This is a genomic window from Cystobacter fuscus, from assembly GCF_044360685.1.
Classification (GTDB): Bacteria; Myxococcota; Myxococcia; order Myxococcales; family Myxococcaceae; genus Cystobacter; species Cystobacter fuscus_C.
The window spans coordinates 3,388,632-3,407,817 of record NZ_CP043491.1 but is presented as its reverse complement, the minus strand read 5'-3'; the positions used below and the strand labels follow the sequence as shown (position 1 = coordinate 3,407,817).

Here is a 19,186-nt window from a genome sequence, read left to right as displayed (position 1 = left end):
GTTCAGGGCGGTTCATCTTAGGCGACCCCATGGGATGAGGCAAAGACGACCCGCTGGAAACCGCCTGTTCCCCCTCATGACGAGCCTGTGGCTCGCCTCCTCCGCCGGGGCCCACCCCAGCGACGACAGCCGGGCGCGCCGGGACGCCATCGAGGTCTCCCCCCATGAGGAGGCCTGGGAGCTCTCCTGGTCGGACACCGAGGAGCGGCTCCAAGGCAGCCTCCGCCCCGTGCCTCCCCGCGAGGGCCAGCCGCTCCACGTCAGCCTCGACGTGGGCAGCTTCGAGGGCGCCCCCTTCACCGGGCCCCTCGTGCTCACCCTGCGCCAGGCCGGCGCCACCCACGGCCAGAGCGTCACCGTCAAGCGCGGCGAGCGCCACTGGGAAGCCACCTTCGTCCCCGAGGCCACCGGTCCCCATGTGCTTGATGTAGGTTTCCGGACGACACGCACCAAGGCGCTGCACGCGCCCCTCGAGGTGAGCGACTCGCCCGTGTCGCGCATGGTGGGCTGGGGGCTCTTGGGCGTGGGGCTGCTGGCGCTGCTGGGGTTCACGGTGCGGGGCATGCTGCGGGCGGAGCGGGCCGAGCCTCCGGTGCCCCCCTCCCCAGGGACCGATGCTGGGGAGGCGCCCCCGCCGCAGATCCATGCGGCACCGGAACCACCGGCGCCGAACGAACCGTAATTTCGACAACCCGGGCCGTAATTTCGACAGACGCCCCGCCCTCGAAAGGGGGCGTCCACGACGCCCTCGCGGCCGCTCTCCCCCCTTGTCCCGACGGCTTTTGGACGGCGGAACGAGGCGAGTGTCGTCCCCCGGACGACTTCACTGGCAGGCACCCCTGTTGCACATGCCCGTGCCGGATCGGGTTGGGGAGGCGCGGACATGGGCAGGGGGAACTGGAGCACGGGGGGGCATCGGGCACTCATCGCCACGCTCTTCCTCATGGGAGCACGGGGTTGGGCGCAGGAGCCCATCGAGAAGATCGAACAAATCGAACCCCCCGCGACCCCCGAGGTGCCCGCGCGGCAGCCGTTGTCCGAGGGCGGCGAGGGCCTGCGCAAGGAAGAGGACCAGGGCTTCCAGGTGCGGCCCTTCGGGCGGGTGTTCGCGCGGATGAGCGCGGACGAGCGTGAGCAGTACACGCGCTCGCTGTCCCTGCAGTCCGCGCGCGTGGGACTGGCGGCCTCGCTGCCGTACGTGGAGGCAGAGGTGACCGCGGACCTCTCCTCCAAGTCGATGCTCAAGGACGCCTTCGTGCGCGTGGCCAACGGCTCCAAGCAGCTGCGGCTGTACGGCGGCCAGTTCAAGGCGCCCTTCCTGGAGCGCGAGCTGGAGTCGCGCTGGGACTTGCCGGTGATGAACCGCGGCCTCGTGGCCGACTACCTCGAGGACACCCACAAGTTGGGCGGCCGGCGCATGGGGCTCATGGGCGAGGTGAACCTCAAGGAGGCGTGGAAGCTGCGCATCTCCGGTGGCGTCTTCGAGGGCGCCAAGGATGCATCGGGCACGCGCCTGGGCGAGGACGCGGCGCTGCGCGTGAGCGTGCGCCCCTTCAAGGCCCTCACGTTCGGCGCGAGCACCTACCTGACCGAGGTCTTCGATGGCACGCGCCACCACGCCATGGCGGCGGACGCGGCGCTGCGGCTGGGCGGACTGGAGTTGTCGGGCGAGTACGTCACCGGACGGCTCGCCGTGGGGCCCTTCATGGGGCAGATGGGACTGGCCAGCTTCATGCTGCCCGTGGGCCTGGACGGCTGGGCGCTGCAGCCAGTGGCGGGCGCGGAGCTGCTGCAGCTCACCGGCCCGTTGAAGGCGCGCGGCTACGCGTTCGTGGGCGGCCTCAACATCCTCTACTCGCGGCACTTCAAGGCCCAGTTGCAGGCCGAGCACGCGCTGCGTCCCGGGGATGAGCTCGCGGGCATCGAATACTCACTGCAGCTGGCCACCCGCTTCTGACGGCACGCGAGGGCGCACCATGATCCAGTTCGCTGAAGGGGAAGTCACCAAACTGCGCCGGGAGTTCAAGCTCATCCTGCACCGCGAGGACGCGCTCGCCCTGTGCGCGCGTCTGTCGGGAATGCTGGACGCTCCACCGCCCGAGCCCACGCGCATCACCTCCGTCTACTTCGACAAGCCGGGCTATCCGCTCACGCTGCGCTCGCTGCACACCCCCATGGATTGTCTCAAGGTGCGTACCAAGGAGTACGCGCCGGACCTGGGGGCCACGGGCGAGGAGCGCGTGGTGCTCGAGGTCAAACGCGAGCGCAACGGCGTCACCCAGAAGCGCCGGGTGTGGGTGCCGCGCACGCGCTTCGGACAGGTGATGCGCGGCGGGGCGGGCCTGCTGCCGCTCATCGCCGGGGGCAGCCTGATGCCGGTACTCGCGGTGACCTACCAGCGCCACGTCTACCAGTTCTCCCAGTCCTGGCGCGTGACGGTGGACAGGGAGATTGGCTTTCACCGGGTGACGACACAACTTGCGCTCGGCCAGACGGCGTTGAGCGCGGAGCGGCTGGGAGCGCCGCTCGCGATGGACGGACGCGTGGTGGTGGAGGTGAAGCACCTGGGAGCGGAGCTGCCCGAGTGGTTGGCGGCGCTCAACCCCGGGTGCAAACCGGCGTACAGCAAGTTCGCCGAGGGAATGGCGAGGGTCCACGAATTCGTCGCGGACGGCATCGCGGAGGGCTGAGCAACCGTGTTCATCGACTTCGAAGGCATCGACGGCAGCGGAAAGACGACCCTGTCCAACCTCCTCGCGGCGAGGCTGAGCCGCCTGGGCTACAAGGTGGCGCACGCGCGCGAGGGCGGTGAGTTGCGCTCGCCCGTGGCGCGCCGCATCCGGGAGCTCACGCGCGACGCCTCCCTCCTGGAGATGTCACCGCGCACCGAGTTCTTCCTCAACCTCGCCCGCGACTCGCAGCAGCTCGAGGAGGTCATCGCCCCGGCGCTCGCGCGCGGCGAGGTGTGCATCAGCGACCGCTACCTCTACTCGCAGCTCGCGCTCACCGGCGGCGGACGCGGCCTGGCGCTCGAGTCGCTCCGGGCCCCGTGCGAGCTGGCCTCGCAGGGCCTGTGGCCGGACCTCGTCATCCTCGTGGACGTGGAGCCGGAGCTGGCGCGGCTGCGCAAGCGCCTGGGCAAGAGCAAGGGCGAGCGCGCCCTGGACAACGACAGCCGCAAGGGCCTGGCCGGCGCGGGCCTCGCCGTGCGCATGCGCGAGGCCTTCCGGGAGATGGCGCGCCTGGAGCCCTCGCGCTGGCTCGTCATCGAGAACAACGAGCTGCCCCTGCACGTGCTGGAGCAGCGCCTGGTGGACGCGGTGGTGGCGCGGCTGGAGGGCCGGCAAAGTCCGTCCCCCCGCCCGGCGCCGGCTCCCGAGCACCCCGCGCCGGCCCCGGTGCCGCGCTCGCTCGACGAGGTGGAGGAGCACTTCTTCCGGGTGATGGATGGGCTGGAGGTGCGCGAGCCGCAGCTCGCGGTGTGGCTGCTGGGGGGCCTGCAGGGCTTCAGCGCGCACCAGCGGCGCCTGGCCTTCGTGGAGCGCTTCCCGGGCCTCACGGTGCGCAGCCTCAACGGCCTGGACGACGAGCCGGCGTGGGCGCTGCGCGAGCTGCTGGCGGAGGTGGTGCCGCGCGACGTGGCCGCGAGCATCGGCCCCCAGCCGTCGCCCCAGGCCATGGCGCTGCGCGAGCGCCTCTATGAGCAGGCGTTCACGGAAGTGCTCTCCGGCCTCAAGCGCGACGACTCGCCCGCGGCCTGGTCCCTGCGTGAGCGCGCCCTGGGCGAGGGCCACCTGGCGGACGTGCTGTGCGGCCTGGCCGGGCTGGACGACGAGACGGCCTGGGGAGTGCGGGAGCTGGGCATGAAGCGGGGCCTGTACGGCGACGTGGCGCGCAGCCTCGCGGGGCTCGCCTCGGCCCGGGCGGACGCCCTGCGCGAGAGCCTGCTCGGCCACAACCGCCTGGCGGTACTGCGCAGCACCACGGGCCTGGACACGCCCTTCGCGCGCGAGCTGCGCGAGGCGCTCCAGGACAAGGCCCGCAAGGTCGTGCTGCGCTCGCTCACCGGGCTCGACACGCCCGAGGCGTGGGCCCTGCGCGAGAAGGGCGCGCCCCTCACCAAGGAGGCGCTGGACTCGGTGGACGGAATGGACGACGCGCGCGCCTGGCGCTTGCGAGAGGAGCACGTGAAGCGCTGGCCGGCCACGGTGCTCTCCTCGCTGCAGGGCCTGCCCCTGACGGAGCGCGCCGAGGCCCTCATCCTCCAGGCCCTGGAGCAGACCGGGGCCCGGCTGCCGGTGCTGCACAAGGCCTACGCCCTCGTCGCCGCCTCCCACATGGCCACCCCGCCGCAGGAGCGCGCGACCCCGCGCCCTCATGACGGCGAGCACACCCAGCCCACGCTCTAGAGCGGAGAAAGCACCACCATGGAGCCGTTCCTCACGGATATCACCCAGGACGTGGCGTCCAGCATCTCCCTCAAGGACGCGGGCATGATGGTGCCGCGCCTGGTGGCGGCGGTGCTCCTGGGCACGGTGTTGTCCCTGCGGCCGTGGAGACTGCTCACCGGCCGCGCCCTGCCCAAGGCGGACATGGTGCAGGCGCAGATCCTCCTGTGCACGGCGGCGGCCGTCATCACCGCCGTCATCGGCAACAGCATGGCCAAGGCCTTCGGCCTGGTGGGCCTGGGCGGCTTCGTGCGCTTCCGCTCGGGGCTGAAGGATCCGCGCGATGCCGCCATCCTCTTCCTGGTGATCGGCCTGGGCATGGCCTGCGGCCACGGCAGCCTGGGGCTCGCCGGGGTGGGCACCGTGTTCGTCGGCGCGCTGCTGTGGGTGCTGGAGTCCTTCGAGAAGAAGGAGGCCGACGCCCCCAGGCAGCGGCTGCTCGTGTCGGCGCAGGCGGATGATCTGGTGCGCGCCGAGGAGTTCCTGCGCAAGACGTTGCACGGGCGCAACGTGCTGGTGCGCGGCTGCGCCCTGGACTTCGACGGGCGCCGGTTGGAACTGGAAGTCGAGGAGAAGGAGCCGGGAGCGCTCGCGGCCACGCTGAGTGGCGCCGCGGGCGGCCCCGTTCGTGGACTCAGGTGGATGGAGCTGCCCGCTCGCAAGGGCGGCCAGGAGGATCGGGTATGAAGCGTTGGGCCTGGGCGGTACTGGTGGCGGCGGGATGCTGGGTGGGCTGTGGCGAGGGCGGCAGTCTGCCCGGGCAGGACAACAAGCCCAGCGTGACGAATCCGGATGGAACGGTGACGCTGCCGGACATCCCGGCGGGCAACGGGGGAGAGAACGGGCAGTCGGCCCTCACCACCCTGTGGCCCCTCACCCAGGGCTCCTCCTGGACGTACCGCATCCAGGATCCCTCCAAGGGCACCTTCGAGAAGCGCGTGGAGGTGCTGGGCGAGCAGGTGGTGCCCGAGACGGCCATGAGGGCCATCGCCGTGCTCAGCACCCAGCCCAACAAGGAGGAGATGTCCTGGCAGCTCGAGCTGGACGGAACGGTGGTGCGCCTGCGCGAGGAGGACCGCAAGCAGGGCAAGGTGTCGCAGGTGACGACCTGGAATCCCGCCACCGTCAAGGCGCTCTCCAAGCCGCAGGCCCTGGACTGGAGCTACACCTCGGACATCCGCGAGCTGACGCGCGCCGGCGACGGCTCCCTGGAGGATAAGGACAAGACCTACGTCTGGCGCGTGGCGGGCGTGAACGAGACCGTCACCACCCCCGCCGGCACCTTCACCAACGCCATCCGCCTGGAGCGCAAGCGCGGTGACAAGGTGAAGCCGGACGATGACCGCACCTACTGGCTCGTGCCCGGCATCGGCAAGGTCAAGGAGGACGGCGAGCGGCTCGAGGAGCTCGTCTCCTTCGACATCAAGAAGCCCTGAGTCGCGCCCTCCGCCTCCGGACGCCCTCCCTCCGGGGAGGCGTCCCCGCCATTTTGCGGGTGAAACCAACAGGGGGGTAGGCTCACTCACAGGCGGGATGGCTCCAAGCGGTGCACCGCCCATGGGAAGGAGCCCCCGAAGTGATAGGGCTGGTTTTCAAGTGGTCGAGTCTGGCACTCGCACTCGCGAGCACGGGTGCCACGGCGCGAGACCTGCCGGACTACGAAGTGCCGCAAGACCCCCCGCCCTCACCGCGCGCGGACAAGCCACTGCGGCCGGAGGCAACGGACGCACGCGTCGCCCACCGGGACGCGCAGCGCGCCCTGCCCACCTTCGTCTGGGCCAACAAGAAGTCCGAGGCCCCGTCGTTGCGCGCGCGGCTGGCGGACATGAAGCCCGAGCAGGCCGCGCGCGAGCAGCTCGGCGAGTACGTGTCCCTGTATGGCCACGAGTCGCTCACCGAGGCGGGCGCGAACGTCACCTCCGTCAGCCGTGACGCACGCGGCGTCACGATCGTCACCATCGCCCAGCAGGTGGACGGCGTGGAGGTGTTCCGCCAGGGACTCAAGGTCCTGCTCGACGCGAACAACGAGGTGGTGGCGCTCAGTGGCAACCTGTCCCCCTATGTCTCCGCGACCACGTCCGCCGCCCGGGCCTCGAGCCCGCGCCACCGGTTGACGGCCCCCCAGGCCATCTCCCTGGCCTATCAGGATCTGACCGGCTCCCCCCTGGATGGCAGCCTGCTCAAGCGGGAGAGCCTCCGCGCGGACAACGAGGACCCGTACACCCACTACCAGCTCGCGCCCTACGCGCGTCCGCTGGCCGAGCGACTCGTCATCCCCGCGCGCGCCAGGCCCGTGTTCTTCCCCATGGCCAGGGGGCTCGTGCCCGCCTACTACCTGGAGCTCCACACCTCCCGGGACGACAGCACCGACTCGGACTACTACTCCTACGTCGTGTCCGCGGCCGATGGCCGGCTGCTCCTGCGCAACAACCTCACCGCGCACGAGGGTTTCAGCTACCGCGTCTGGGCCGAGACCGCGCCGCCCTATATCCCGCTGGATGGGCCCTCCGGCGGGGTCGCCACGCCCCACCCCACGGGCCAGCCCGGCACCTTCGCCGCGCCGCCATACGTGGCCCCCGCGCTCGTCACCCTGCGCAACGCGCCCTTCAGCCGGAACGATCCCTGGCTGCCGGACGGCGCCACGGAGACGCGGGGCAACAACGTGGACGCCTACGCGGACCTCGTCTATCCGGATGGCTTCGGCACGGGGGACTCCCGCGCCACGGTGACGGCCCCGGGCGTATTCGACCGGAGCACTGATTTCCGCCTCCAGCCCTACGCCAACGCGGGGCAGATCCAGGCGGCCACCACGCAGCTGTTCTACGTGAACAACTGGCTACATGACTGGTTCTACGACGTGGGCTTCGACGAGGCCGCGGGCAACGCCCAGCAGGACAACTTCGGCCGCGGCGGCCTGCGACAGGACCCCATCCATGCCGAGGCGCAGGACTACGACGGCCGCAACAACGCGAACATGTCGACACCGGCGGACGGTGCGTCCCCGATCATGCAGCTGTTCATCTTCGACGGCCCCGAGGAGACGTTGGATGCCCAGTACCTGGAGGTGACCGCGCCCGCGAGCGTCGCGGGCAAGTACGCGGTGGGCAACGCCAACTTCGGCCCGCAGTCGTTCGACCTGAGCGGCCAGGTCGTGCTCGCGGCCAGCGGCGACTCGACCACCACGGCTTGCGAAGCGCTGACCAACGCCGCGGAGGTGGCCGGGAAGATCGCCTTCATCGACCGCGGCGGCTGTACCTTCGTGCAGAAGATCCGCAACGCGCAGAGCGCCGGAGCCGTGGGCGTCATCATCGCGAACAACACGTCCGGCGCCCTCGAGGCGGCGGATACCGCTCCGGACATCACCCTCCCCTCGCTGTACATCACGCAGGCGGATGGCAACAGGCTCCGGGCCACGCTCCCCGACCTCACCACGAAGCTCCACCGCGTCCTGGTTCCCGACCTGGATGGCACGCTCGACAACAGCATCGTGGCGCACGAGTGGGGCCACTACATCAGCAACCGCCTCATCTGGAACGCGTCCGGCCTGACCAACAACCAGGGCAAGTCCCTGGGCGAGGGCTGGGCGGACTTCACCGCCCTGCTGATGATGACGCGCCCGGAGGACATCCACGTCCCGTCCAACGCCCACTGGAACGGCGCCTACGCCGTGATCGGGTACGCCACGCGCGGCGGCCTGTCCGAGGACAGCACCTTCTTCGGCCTCCGGCGCGTGACCTACTCCGCGGACATGGCCAGGAACGCGCTCACCTTCCGGCATATCGCCAACGGAGAGCCGCTGCCCACCTCGGCGTCCACCACGCCCTTCTCCACCAACGCGGAGGTCCACAACTCGGGTGAGATCTGGGCCACGATGCTGTGGGACTGCTACGTGTCGCTGCTGCGCGCCTACCCCTTCGAGGAGGCCCAACACCGCATGAAGCAGTACCTGGTCAACGGCTACAAGCTCACGCCCGCCACGCCCACCTTCCTGGAGGCACGAGACGCGCTCATCGCGGCGGCCTCCGCCGCCTCCGCCGAGGATGGGCGCCGATTCTGGGAGGCCTTCGCCCGGCGGGGCGCGGGCGTGGGCGCGGTGGCGCCGGACCGCACCTCCTGGGACCATGCCGGCGTCGTGGAGAGCTACGACGTGACGGCGGACGTGACGGTCGTCTCCCTCTCCGTGGAGGCCATGTCCAAGACGTGTGACCGGGACAACATCCTCGACAACGGCGAGACGGGCCTGCTGCGCATCAAGCTGCGCAACCTGGATGCCCTCCGCACCGAGCCGATCGTCGCCACCGTCACCTCCTCCAGCCCGGGCGTGACGCTGGGCCATGGCGGCCAGGTGCAGGTGCCAGCCCTGGACAGATTGGAGGAAACGGAGGTCTCCCTCCCCGTGTCGCTCCAGGACGCGACGGGGCGCCAGCAGCTGAGCTTCACCGTCACCACGCGCCAGGAAGACCCGTCCCATCCGGGCAACCGCGAGCTCACCTGGCGCGTGGGGGCCAACTACGACGAGACGCCCGCCTCCACGACCACCGAGGACGTGGAGTCGAGCAACCCGCCCTGGACCGCCACGAATGACGACCACGGCGGCCACGTGAACTGGACACCCCTGGAGTACCCCACGGCCAGCGGCAACCACGTCTTCCACGCGAGGGACGTGAACGGGCCGAGCGACATGCGCCTCACCTCCCCGCCCCTCCAGGTGAGCGCCACCGAGCCCTTCGTCCTCGAGTTCAAGCAGGCCTGGGACTTCGAAGTGGGCGCCGGCATGAACTACGACGGCGCCGTCATCGAGCTGAGCGAGGATGATGGACGGACGTGGAAGGACGTGGGCGAGTCCCTCTACAACGGCACACTCGTCAGCTACGAGGGCAACCTCAACCCGCTCGATGGCCGCGGGGCCTTCGTGGGCCAGAGCACGGACTTCCCCACCTTCATCACCTCGACGCTGGACCTCGGGACGGCCTACGCGGGCAAGACGGTGCGGCTGCGCTTCCGCGTCGGCTCGAACCAGAACACCGGGGCCAACGGCTGGCTGTTGGATGACCTGGAGTTCAGCGGCATCACGAACACGCCCTTCACCACCATCACGGCGGAAGATGGGGTGTGCGTGCCGCCTCCGGTGACGAACGTGAACCGCGCGCCCACCGCCCACGCCGGTGGGACGCTCTCCGTCCAGGCGGGCGCCCAGGTCCAGCTCGACGCAAGCCTGAGCTCGGATCCGGACGGCGACGCGCTGACGTACACCTGGACCCAGGTGGAGGGCACACCACCGGTGACCCTCTCGGGCGCGGACACCGCCACCCCATCCTTCACCGCTCCGGACGTGGACGCCCAGACGACGCCGCGCTTCAGCCTGGTGGTCGAGGATGGCTCGCTCAGCAGTGAACCCGCCTTCGTCTCCGTCACCATCACGCCCAAGGAGCCGCCGCGTTGTGGCTGCTCCACCGGCGCCGAGGCCCCTCTGGACTTCATTGGTCTGGGACTGCTCGCGCTGGCCCGCCGCCGCGGTTGAACCGAGACGTTCCGGCTCTCCCCCTTCCTCCTTCCGGGAAGGGGAGGGCCCTGCGTGGGGGATGCCCACCCGGTGCTCAAAACTGCTCGCTTCCCGGATCCTTCCGTCCCTTCTCTTTTGACAGGAATTGCGCGGTGTAAGCGACCCGGCCCCACGCATTAGGCAAGACAAGGGGCTTGGCTTTAGGATCCGCCCTGTCGACACATTGCCGCTGGGAGGAGAACCGTCGTCGCTCCGAGGTCTGGAGTGGGTGCCTCCCGGGGACGTGGCGAAGCGTGGCCACGGTGCGACACCAACGGCAAGGAGCCCCCGAAGTGACAAGGTTGGTTTTCAAGTGGTCGAGTCTGGCACTGGCGCTCGCGAGCACGGGAGCCGCGGCGCATAACCCGCCAAACTACGATGTCCTGCAGGACGCCCCCCCCTCGCTGAAGTTGTCACCGAAGTCGTCCCTCCAGAAGTCATCCCTGAACAGGAGCGCGAGTCTGCTGCCGGACAAGGCAACGGACGCGCACGTCGCGCACTGGGACGAGCAGCGCGCCCTGCCCACCTTCGTCTGGGCGAAGAAGAAGGACGCGGCGGCGTCGCTGCGCACGCGACTCACGAGCATGAAGCCCGAGCAGGCCGCCCTCTCGCAGCTCGCGGACCACCTGTCCCTGTACGGCCAGAAGTCGCTCGACGAGTCGGGCGCGAGCGTGAAGTCCGTCAGCCGTGGCGCGAACGGAGTGACGATCGTCACCCTCGACCAGCGGGTGGACGGCGTGGAGGTGTTCCGCCATGAGCTCAAGCTCCTGCTCGACGCGAACAACGAGCTGGTGGCGCTCAGCGGCAACCTGTCCCCGAACGTAACCACGCGCGCGGCCTCCGCCCGGACGTTGGGCGCCCGCCGCCAGCTGACCGCCGCCCAGGCCATTTCCCTGGCCTACCGCGACCTGACCGGCGCCACCCTGGATGGCAGCCTGCTCGCGCCAGTGAGCAGTCTCCGCGCGGACAACGAGGACCCGTACACCCACTACCAGCTCGCTCCCTACGCGCGTCCGCTGGCCGAGGGCCTCGTCATCCCCGCGCGCGCCAAGCCCGTGCTCTTCCCGATGCCCGGCGGGCTCATCCCCGCCTACTACCTGGAGCTCAACACGGGCCACGAGGGGAACTCCGACTCGGACTACTACGCCTACGTGGTGTCCGCGGTCGATGGCCAGCTGCTCCTGCGCAACAACCTCACCGCGCACGCGGACTTCAGCTACCGCGTCTGGGCGGAGAAGGATTCCCCCTACACCCCGCTGGATGGACCCGCCGGGGGCAGCACCACGCCGCACCCCACGGGCTTCCCCGCGGAGACCACCAGTCTGCCGCCCTTCGTGGCCCCCTTGCTCGTCACCCTGCGGAACGTGCCCTTCAGCAAGAATGATCCCTGGCTGGCGGACGGAGCCACGGAGACGCGGGGCAACAACGTGGACGCGTACGCGGACCTCGTCGAGCCGGACGGCTTCAATCCCGGTGACCTGCGTGCCTCGGTGACGGCTCCCGGGGTGTTCGACCGGACCATGGACCTGAGCATCCAGCCTGGAGCCAACGAGGCGCAGCGCCAGGCGGCCACCACGCAGCTGTTCTACGTGAACAACTGGCTGCACGACTGGTTCTACGACGTGGGCTTCGACGAGGCCTCGGGCAACGCGCAGAACGACAACTTCGGCCGCGGGGGCAAGGGCAACGACGCCATCCGCGCCGAGTCGCAGGACTACAAGGACCGCAACAACGCGAACATGGCGACCCCCGCGGACGGCGCGTCGCCGCGCATGCAGATGTACCTCTTCGACAATGCCGTACAGTCGCTGGAGGTGAGCGCCCCCGCGAGCGTCGCGGGCACGTACCCGGCGGGAAGCTCCACCTTCGGGCCGAGCGATTACGACGTGAGCGGCGAGGTCGTGCTCGCGGCCAGTGGCAACCCGACCACCACCACCGCTTGCGACGCGCTGACCAACGCGGCGGACGTGGCGGGGAAGATCGTCCTCATCGATCGCGGCGTGTGCAACTTCGTCGCGAAGGTGCGCAACGCGCAGGCGGCCGGCGCCATCGGCGTCATCATCGCCAGCACCGGCGACCAGCTCCTCAACCCCAGCGACACCGCCTCGGACATCACCATCCCCTCCCAGTTGGTCAAGCAGTCGGCTGGCAACAAGCTCCGGGCCAGCATTCCCGGGCTCACCGCGCGGCTCCAGCGCAAGCCGGCGCTCGACCTGGATGGCACGATCGACAACGGCATCGTGGCGCACGAGTGGGGCCACTACATCAGCAACCGCCTCATTGGAAACGGGAACGGCCTGCTCAACAACCAGGGCGGCTCCATGGGCGAGGGCTGGGGAGACTTCCACGCCCTGTTGATGATCGCGCGCGCGGAGGACATCAACGTCCCCTCCAACGCCAACTGGAACGGCGCCTACGCCCCGGCCGAGTACGCCACGCGTGGCTTCCTCTCCGGGGACAGCACCTTCTTCGGCATCCGGCGAGTGGCCTACTCGGCGGACATGACCAAGAACGCGCTCACCTTCCGGCACATCTCCGATGGACAGACCCTGCCCACCACGGCGCCCATCGTCCCCAATGGCATCCCCAACTCGGAGGTCCACAACGCGGGTGAGATCTGGGCCTCCCTGCTGTGGGACTGCTACGTGTCCTTGCTGCGCGCCTACCCCTTCCAGGAAGCGCAACAGCGCATGAAGCAGTACCTGGTCAACGGCTACAAGCTCACGCCCGCCACGCCCACCTACCTGGAGGCGCGTGACGCGCTCATCGCCGCGGCCGCCGCCGCGGACAATGCGGACGCACATCGCTTCTGGAAGGCCTTCGCCCGGCGCGGTGCGGGCGGTGGGGCGACGGCGCCCTCCCGCTACTCCGCCACCCACTCCGGAGTCGTGGAGAGCTACGATCTGATCGCCCTGCCGACGTTCTCGCTGGAGATCTCCAAGGACGAGGCGTGTGACAACGACGACATCCTCGACAACGGCGAGAAGGGCCTGCTGCACCTCAAGGTGCGCAACGTGGGTCCGGATCAGACCGAGCAGGCACTCCTCGTCGTGACCTCGAACAACCCCGCCGTGACGCTGGGCAACGGGGGGCAGGTGACCCTGTCCCTCCTGAAGGAGGGGGAAGAAGAGGAGGTGACCCTGCCTGTCCTGGTCAAGGGCGCGGCGACACACCAGGCGGCGACCATCACCGTTGCCACGCGCTCGGGCAGCGCGACCCAGCCAGTCAACGTCAAGGGCAGGATGAACCTGCTGCTCAACTACGACGAGCGGCCCGCCACCGCGGCCACGGAGGACGTGGAGTCCAGCGCCACGCCCTGGTCCCCGGAGCACGACAGCGACCTGGGCGACGTGGACTGGAGCATCCTCGCGTACCCCACGTTCACCAACCATGTCTTCTATGGAGAGAACGTGGCCGCGCCGAGTGACATGCGCCTCGTCACCCCGCCCCTCAAGGTGAGCGGCACCCAGCCCTTCGTCCTCAAGTTCAAGCAGGCCTGGGACTTCGAGCAGGACACCGAGGCCGACCCCATTGACTACTATGACGGCGCGGTCATCGAGTTGAGCGAGGACGACGGAGCGACGTGGGTGGACGTCGGCACGCCCCTGTACAACGGCAAGCTCATCACCGACGACGGCAGCGCGAATCCGCTCCAGAGCCGCAACGCCCTGGTGGGCCAGAGCGAGGGCTTCCCCGCCCTCATCGACTCCACGTTGGACCTTGGGACGAAGTACGCGGGCAAGACGGTGCGCTTGCGCTTCCGCATCGGCTCGGACCAGGCCGCCGCGGCGACCGGCTGGCTGCTGGATGACCTGGAGTTCAGCGGCATCACCAACACGCCCTTCACCGCCCTCAAGGCGGAAAATGGATTGTGTGCGCCGTTCCCGCCTCCCGTCGTCTCGGCCGGTGAGGACGTGTCGGTGGCGGAGCGCACGAGCCCGACGCTCCACGGCACCGCCACGGATGCGGAAGACCGCCCCCTCACCTACACGTGGACGCAGGAGTCCGGCCCGGACGTGACGCTCTCGGGCGCCGATACGCTCACGCCCTCCTTCCCCGCCCCCGAGGTGACCGCCAACACCGACCTGGTGTTCAAGCTGTCCGTCTCCAACGGCAGCGACACGGTCACCGACACGGTGAAGGTGACGGTGACGAACGTGAACCGCGCCCCCACCGCCCACGCCGGTGAGGCCCTCTCCGTCGAGAAGGGCGCCCAGGCGCAGCTCGACGGCACCGCCAGTTCCGACCCGGACGGCGACGCGCTGAGCTACACCTGGACCCAGGTGGAGGGCACGCCCGTGACGCTCTCGGGCGCGGACTCCGCCACCCCGTCCTTCACCGCTCCGGACGTGGACGCCGAGACGACGCTGCGCTTCAGCCTCGTGGTGAAGGATGGCTCGCTCGACAGTGCGCCCGCCTTCGTCTCCGTCACCGTCACGCCCAAGGCGGCGAACGAGCCGCCGAAGTGTGGCTGCTCCACCGGCGCCGAGGCCCCCCTGGGCCTCATCGGCCTGGCGCTGCTCGCCCTGGCGCGCCGCCGCCGGATGAACTGAGACGTTCCGGCCCTCCCCTTCCTTGCTTTTCGGGAAGGGGAGGGCCAGCCACTCGGGCGAAGCGGACAATCCCAGACATTCAGTCCAAAACCACTCGCCTCCCCGCCAATTCCTTTTCTTCTCATACACCGAGAAGCCCATGGTGCAGTCCGGCAGCGGGCGCTCCATTCACAAAGCGAGACAGTGGGTAGGCAAGAAAGGCGGATCGGCTCTAGGCTTCACCTTGTCGACACTTCACCCCTGGAAAGAGAGCCATTGTCGCTCCATCTGGAGCAGGTGCTTTCCGGGGACGTGGCGGAACGGTGGCCACGGTGTGTCACCCATGGGAAGGAGCCCCCGACGTGACACGGTTGGTTTTCAAGTGGTCGAGTCTGGCACTGGCACTCGCGAGCACGGGTGCCACGGCGCGAGACCTGCCGAACTACGAAGTGCCGCAAGACACCCCGCCCTCGCCGCGCGCGAACAAGCCACTGCGGCCGGAGGCAACGGACGCACGCGTCGCCCACCAGGACGCGCAGCGCGGCCTGCCCACCTTCGTCTGGGCCAACAAGAAGTCCGAGGCCCCGTCGCTGCGCACCACGCAACTGGCGCGCATGAAGCCGGACGAGGCCGCGCGTGAACAGCTCGGCAAGTACCTGTCCCTCTACGGCCACGAGTCGCTCACCAAGGCGGGCGCGAGCGTCACCTCCATCAGCCGTGACGCGCGCGGCGTGTCGATCGTCACCTTCGCCCAGCAGGTGGACGGCGTGGAGGTGTTCCGCCAGGGACTCAAGGTCCTGCTCGACGCGAACAACGAGGTGGTGGCGCTCAGTGGAAACCTGTCCCCCCATGTCTCCGCGGCCACGTCCGCCGCCCGGGTCTCGAGCCTGCGCCACCGGTTGACGGCCCCCCAGGCCATCTCCCTGGCCTATCAGGATCTGACCGGCTCCCCCCTGGATGGCACTCTGCTCACGCGGGCCAACCTCCGCGCGCGGGACAACGACCCGTATACCCACTACCAGCTCGCCCCCTACGCGCGTCCGCTGGCCGAGGGCCTCGTCATCCCCGCGCGCGCCAAGCCCGTCTTCTTCCCCATGGCCAGGGGGCTCGTGCCCGCCTACTACCTGGAGCTCCACACCGCCCGGGACGATAGCCGGGAGTCGGACTACTACTCCTACGTCGTGTCCGCGGCCGATGGCCGGCTGCTCCTGCGCAACAACCTCGAGGCGCACGCGGACATCTCCTACCGCGTCTGGGCGGACACCACGCCTCCGTATACACCGCTGGATGGACCCGCGGGTGGCATCACCACGCCCCACCCCACGGGCACGCCCGGCACCGTCAGCGTGCCGCCATTCGAGGCCCCCGCGCTCATCACCCTGCGGAACGCCCCCTTCAGCCGGAACGATCCCTGGCTGCCGGACGGCGCCACGGAGACCGTGGGCAACAACGTGGACGCCTATGCGGACCTCGTCGAGCCGGACGGATACGGCACCGGTGACTCCCGCGCCTCGGTGACGGCTCCCGGGGTGTTCGACCGGAGCATCGATTTCAGCCTCCAGCCCAATGCGAACGCGGAGCAGATCCAGGCGGCCACCACGCAGCTGTTCTACGTGAACAACTGGCTGCACGACTGGTTCTACGACGTGGGCTTCGACGAGGCCTCGGGCAACGCCCAGCACGACAACTTCGGCCGGGGCGGTCTGGAGCACGACGCCCTCCTCGCCGAGGCGCAGGACTACGGGGGCCGCAACAACGCGAACATGTACACGCCGGCGGACGGCGCGTCCCCGGTCATGCAGATGTACATCTACGACAACAAGGATACGAGCCTGCAGACGAGCGTCCCCGGGGGCACCCCGCGCAAGTACAAGGTGGGGTCCGCCACCTTCGGCGCGCAGGATTACGACATCAACGCCGAGGTCGTGCTCGCGGTCAGCGGCACTCCGGCCCGAAACACCGCCTGCACCGCGCTCACCAACGCCGCGGAGGTGGCCGGAAAGATCGCCCTCGTCGACCGCGACACCACCTGCTCCATCGGCCAGCAGATCCTGAACGTGCAGAACGCCGGCGCCGTGGGCGTCATCTACGCGAACAACGTGGACAGGCTCATGTCGGCCTCCGAATCCAATGCGAGCATCACCATCCCCTCCCAGTACATCACGCTCTCCAATGGCAAGGAGCTCAAGGCCCAGCTCCCCGGACTCACCGCGCGGCTCTACAGCAAGCGGTTCATCGAGCTGGATGGCACGATCGACAGTACCGTCGTGGCGCACGAGTGGGGCCACTACATCAGCAACCGCCTCATTGGAAACGCGAACGGCCTGAGCAACAACCAGGGCTGGGCCATGGGAGAGGGCTGGGCGGACTTCACCGCCCTGCTGATGATGACGCGCCCGGAGGACATCCACGTCCCGTCCAACGCCCGCTGGAATGGCGCCTACGCCACGGCCGGGCACATCGCGCGCGGATTCGGCAGGCCCGGGGACCCCACCTTCTTCGGCGTCCGGCGAGTGACCTACTCGGCGGACATGACCAAGAACGCGCTCACCTTCCGGCACATCTCCAACGGACAGCCACTGCCCACCACGGCGCCCATCGTCCCCAATGCCTACAACAACGCGGAGTCCCACAACGCGGGTGAGGTCTGGGCCACGATGCTGTGGGACTGCTACGTGTCGCTGCTGCGCGCCTACCCCTTCGAGGAGGCCCAACACCGTATGAAGCAGTACCTGGTCAACGGCTACAAGCTCACGCCCGCCACGCCCACCTACCTGGAGGCGCGTGACGCGCTCATCGCGGCGGCCTCCGCCGCCTCCGTCGAGGATGGACGCCGTTTCTGGGAGGCCTTCGCCCGGCGGGGCGCGGGCGTGGGCGCGGTGGCGCCGGACCGCACCTCCCTGGACCATGCCGGCGTCGTGGAGAGCTACGACACGACGGCCGACGTGGCGGTCGTCTCCCTCTCCGTGGAGGCCGTGTCCAGGACGTGTGACCGCGACAACATCCTCGACAACGGCGAGACCGGCTTGCTGCGCATCAAGCTGCGCAACCTGGGCCCCACCCGCACCGAGCAGACCGTCGCCATTGTCACCACCTCCAGTCCGGGCGTGACGCTGGGCCATGGCGGCCAGGTGCAGGTGCCGACCCTGGACATGCTCGAGGAGACGGAGGTGACCCTGGCCGTGTCACTGCAAGGCGTGACGGGGCGCCAGTTGCTGAGCTTCACCGTCACCACCCGCCAGGGCGAACTGTCCCGGCCGGGCGACCGCAAGGGCACCCTGAGCGTGGGGGCCAACCACGACGAGACGCCCGCCTCCACGGCTACGGAGGCAGTGGAGTCCCACACCCTGCCCTGGACCCTGGAGCATGACAGCCACCTGACCCAGCTGGACTGGAGCATCCTCCCGCACCCTACTCCTCCCAACCATGTCTTCTTCGGGGAGAACGCGGACACGACGAGTGACCTGCGCCTCATCACCCCGCCCCTCACGGTGGGCACCACCGAGCCCCTCGTCCTCGAGTTCAAACAGGCCTGGGACTTCGATCAGGACGGCGGTTACTTCTATGACGGCGCGGTCATCGAGCTGAGCCAGGATGACGGACAGACCTGGGCGGACGTCGGCGCGGCCCTGTACAACGGCACGCTCGTCGCCTTCGACGAAAACACCAATCCGCTCCAGGGCCGCGAGGCCATCGTGGGTAGAAACGAGGGATTCCCCGCCCTCATCGACTCCAAGTTGGACCTCGGAACGGCGTACGCGGGCAAGACGGTGCGCCTGCGCTTCCGCATCGGCTCGGACTACTCCTTCAAGGCGACCGGCTGGATGCTGGACGACTTGCGGTTCAGCGGCATCACGAACACGCCCTTCACCGCCATCCACGCGGAGGATGGGGTGTGCGTGCCGCCCCCGGCTCCCGTCATCACCGCCGGAGAAGACGTGTCGGTGGAGGAGCACACGAGCCTGACGCTTCACGGCAGCGCCACGGATCCGGAAGGCAATGCGCTCACCTCCGTGTGGAAGCAGCTGTCCGGCCCGGAGGTGACGCTCACGGACGCGAACACGCTCACGCCGTCCTTCCTCGCCCCCGAGGTGAACGCCAACACCGACCTGGTGTTCAAGCTGTCCGTCTCCAACGGCGGCAGCACGGACAGCGACACCGTGAAGGTGACGGTGACGAACGTGAACCGCGCCCCCACCGCCCACGCCGGTGACGCGCTCACCGTCGAGGAAGGTACCCAGGCGCAGCTCGACGGCACCGCCAGCTCCGACCCGGACGGCGACGCGCTGAGCTACATCTGGACCCAGGTGGAGGGCACGCCCGTGACGCTCTCGGGCGCGGACTCCGCCACCCCGTTCTTCACCGCTCCGGACGCGGACGCCGAGACGACGCTGCGCTTCAGCCTCGTGGTCAAGGATGGCTCGCTCGACAGTGCGCCCGCCTTCGTCTCCGTCACCGTCACGCCCAACCCGGACCCCGAGCCGCAGCCGCAGCCCGAGCCGCCCAAGTGTGGCTGCTCCACCGGCGCCGAGGCCCCCCTGGGCCTCATCGGCCTGGGGCTGCTCGCCCTGGCGCGCCGCCGCCGGGTGAACTGAGAAGCTCCGGTCCTCCTCTTCCCTCCTTCCGGGAAGGGGAGGGTCGTGCGTTGAACATCCCCGCTATCC

The 19,186-nt window shown here is 69.4% G+C and carries 9 protein-coding genes; all 9 read left to right on the top strand.

Annotated features, from left to right (window positions below; all coding sequences use genetic code 11):
- The first annotated feature begins 34 nt into the window (after nt 1-34).
- Nucleotides 35-682 (top strand): hypothetical protein, encoded by a 648-nt coding sequence (locus F0U63_RS14015; protein ID WP_395846403.1) that lies wholly within the window; start codon nt 35-37, stop codon nt 680-682.
- 201 nt (nt 683-883) lie between these two features.
- A complete protein-coding gene (locus F0U63_RS14010; protein WP_395846402.1) occupies nt 884-1,957 on the top strand; it encodes a hypothetical protein in 1,074 nt (357 codons plus the stop codon).
- Between the two features lie 19 nt (nt 1,958-1,976).
- Nucleotides 1,977-2,690, top strand: a complete 714-nt coding sequence (locus F0U63_RS14005) for a VTC domain-containing protein (RefSeq protein ID WP_395846401.1) — start codon at nt 1,977-1,979, stop codon at nt 2,688-2,690.
- 6 nt (nt 2,691-2,696) lie between these two features.
- Nucleotides 2,697-4,409: a dTMP kinase gene (tmk, locus tag F0U63_RS14000; protein WP_395846400.1), complete on the top strand. Its 1,713-nt coding sequence runs from the start codon at nt 2,697-2,699 to the stop codon at nt 4,407-4,409.
- 18 nt (nt 4,410-4,427) lie between these two features.
- Nucleotides 4,428-5,135, top strand: coding sequence for a DUF4956 domain-containing protein (locus tag F0U63_RS13995; RefSeq protein WP_395846399.1), 708 nt, complete (start codon nt 4,428-4,430; stop codon nt 5,133-5,135).
- Complete coding sequence (locus tag F0U63_RS13990) at nt 5,132-5,884, top strand: hypothetical protein (RefSeq protein ID WP_395846398.1); 753 nt, start codon at nt 5,132-5,134, stop codon at nt 5,882-5,884. The genes F0U63_RS13995 and F0U63_RS13990 overlap by 4 nt, the downstream gene beginning before the upstream one ends.
- Before the next feature lie 140 nt (nt 5,885-6,024).
- A complete protein-coding gene (locus F0U63_RS13985; RefSeq protein WP_395846397.1) occupies nt 6,025-9,969 on the top strand; it encodes a myxosortase-dependent M36 family metallopeptidase in 3,945 nt (1,314 codons plus the stop codon).
- Between the two features lie 314 nt (nt 9,970-10,283).
- On the top strand, nt 10,284-14,543 hold the full coding sequence (locus F0U63_RS13980) for a myxosortase-dependent M36 family metallopeptidase (protein ID WP_395846396.1): 4,260 nt from the start codon (nt 10,284-10,286) through the stop codon (nt 14,541-14,543).
- A 341-nt stretch (nt 14,544-14,884) separates the two neighbouring features.
- On the top strand, nt 14,885-19,117 hold the full coding sequence (locus F0U63_RS13975; protein ID WP_395846395.1) for a myxosortase-dependent M36 family metallopeptidase: 4,233 nt from the start codon (nt 14,885-14,887) through the stop codon (nt 19,115-19,117).
- Nucleotides 19,118-19,186: the final 69 nt, after the last annotated feature.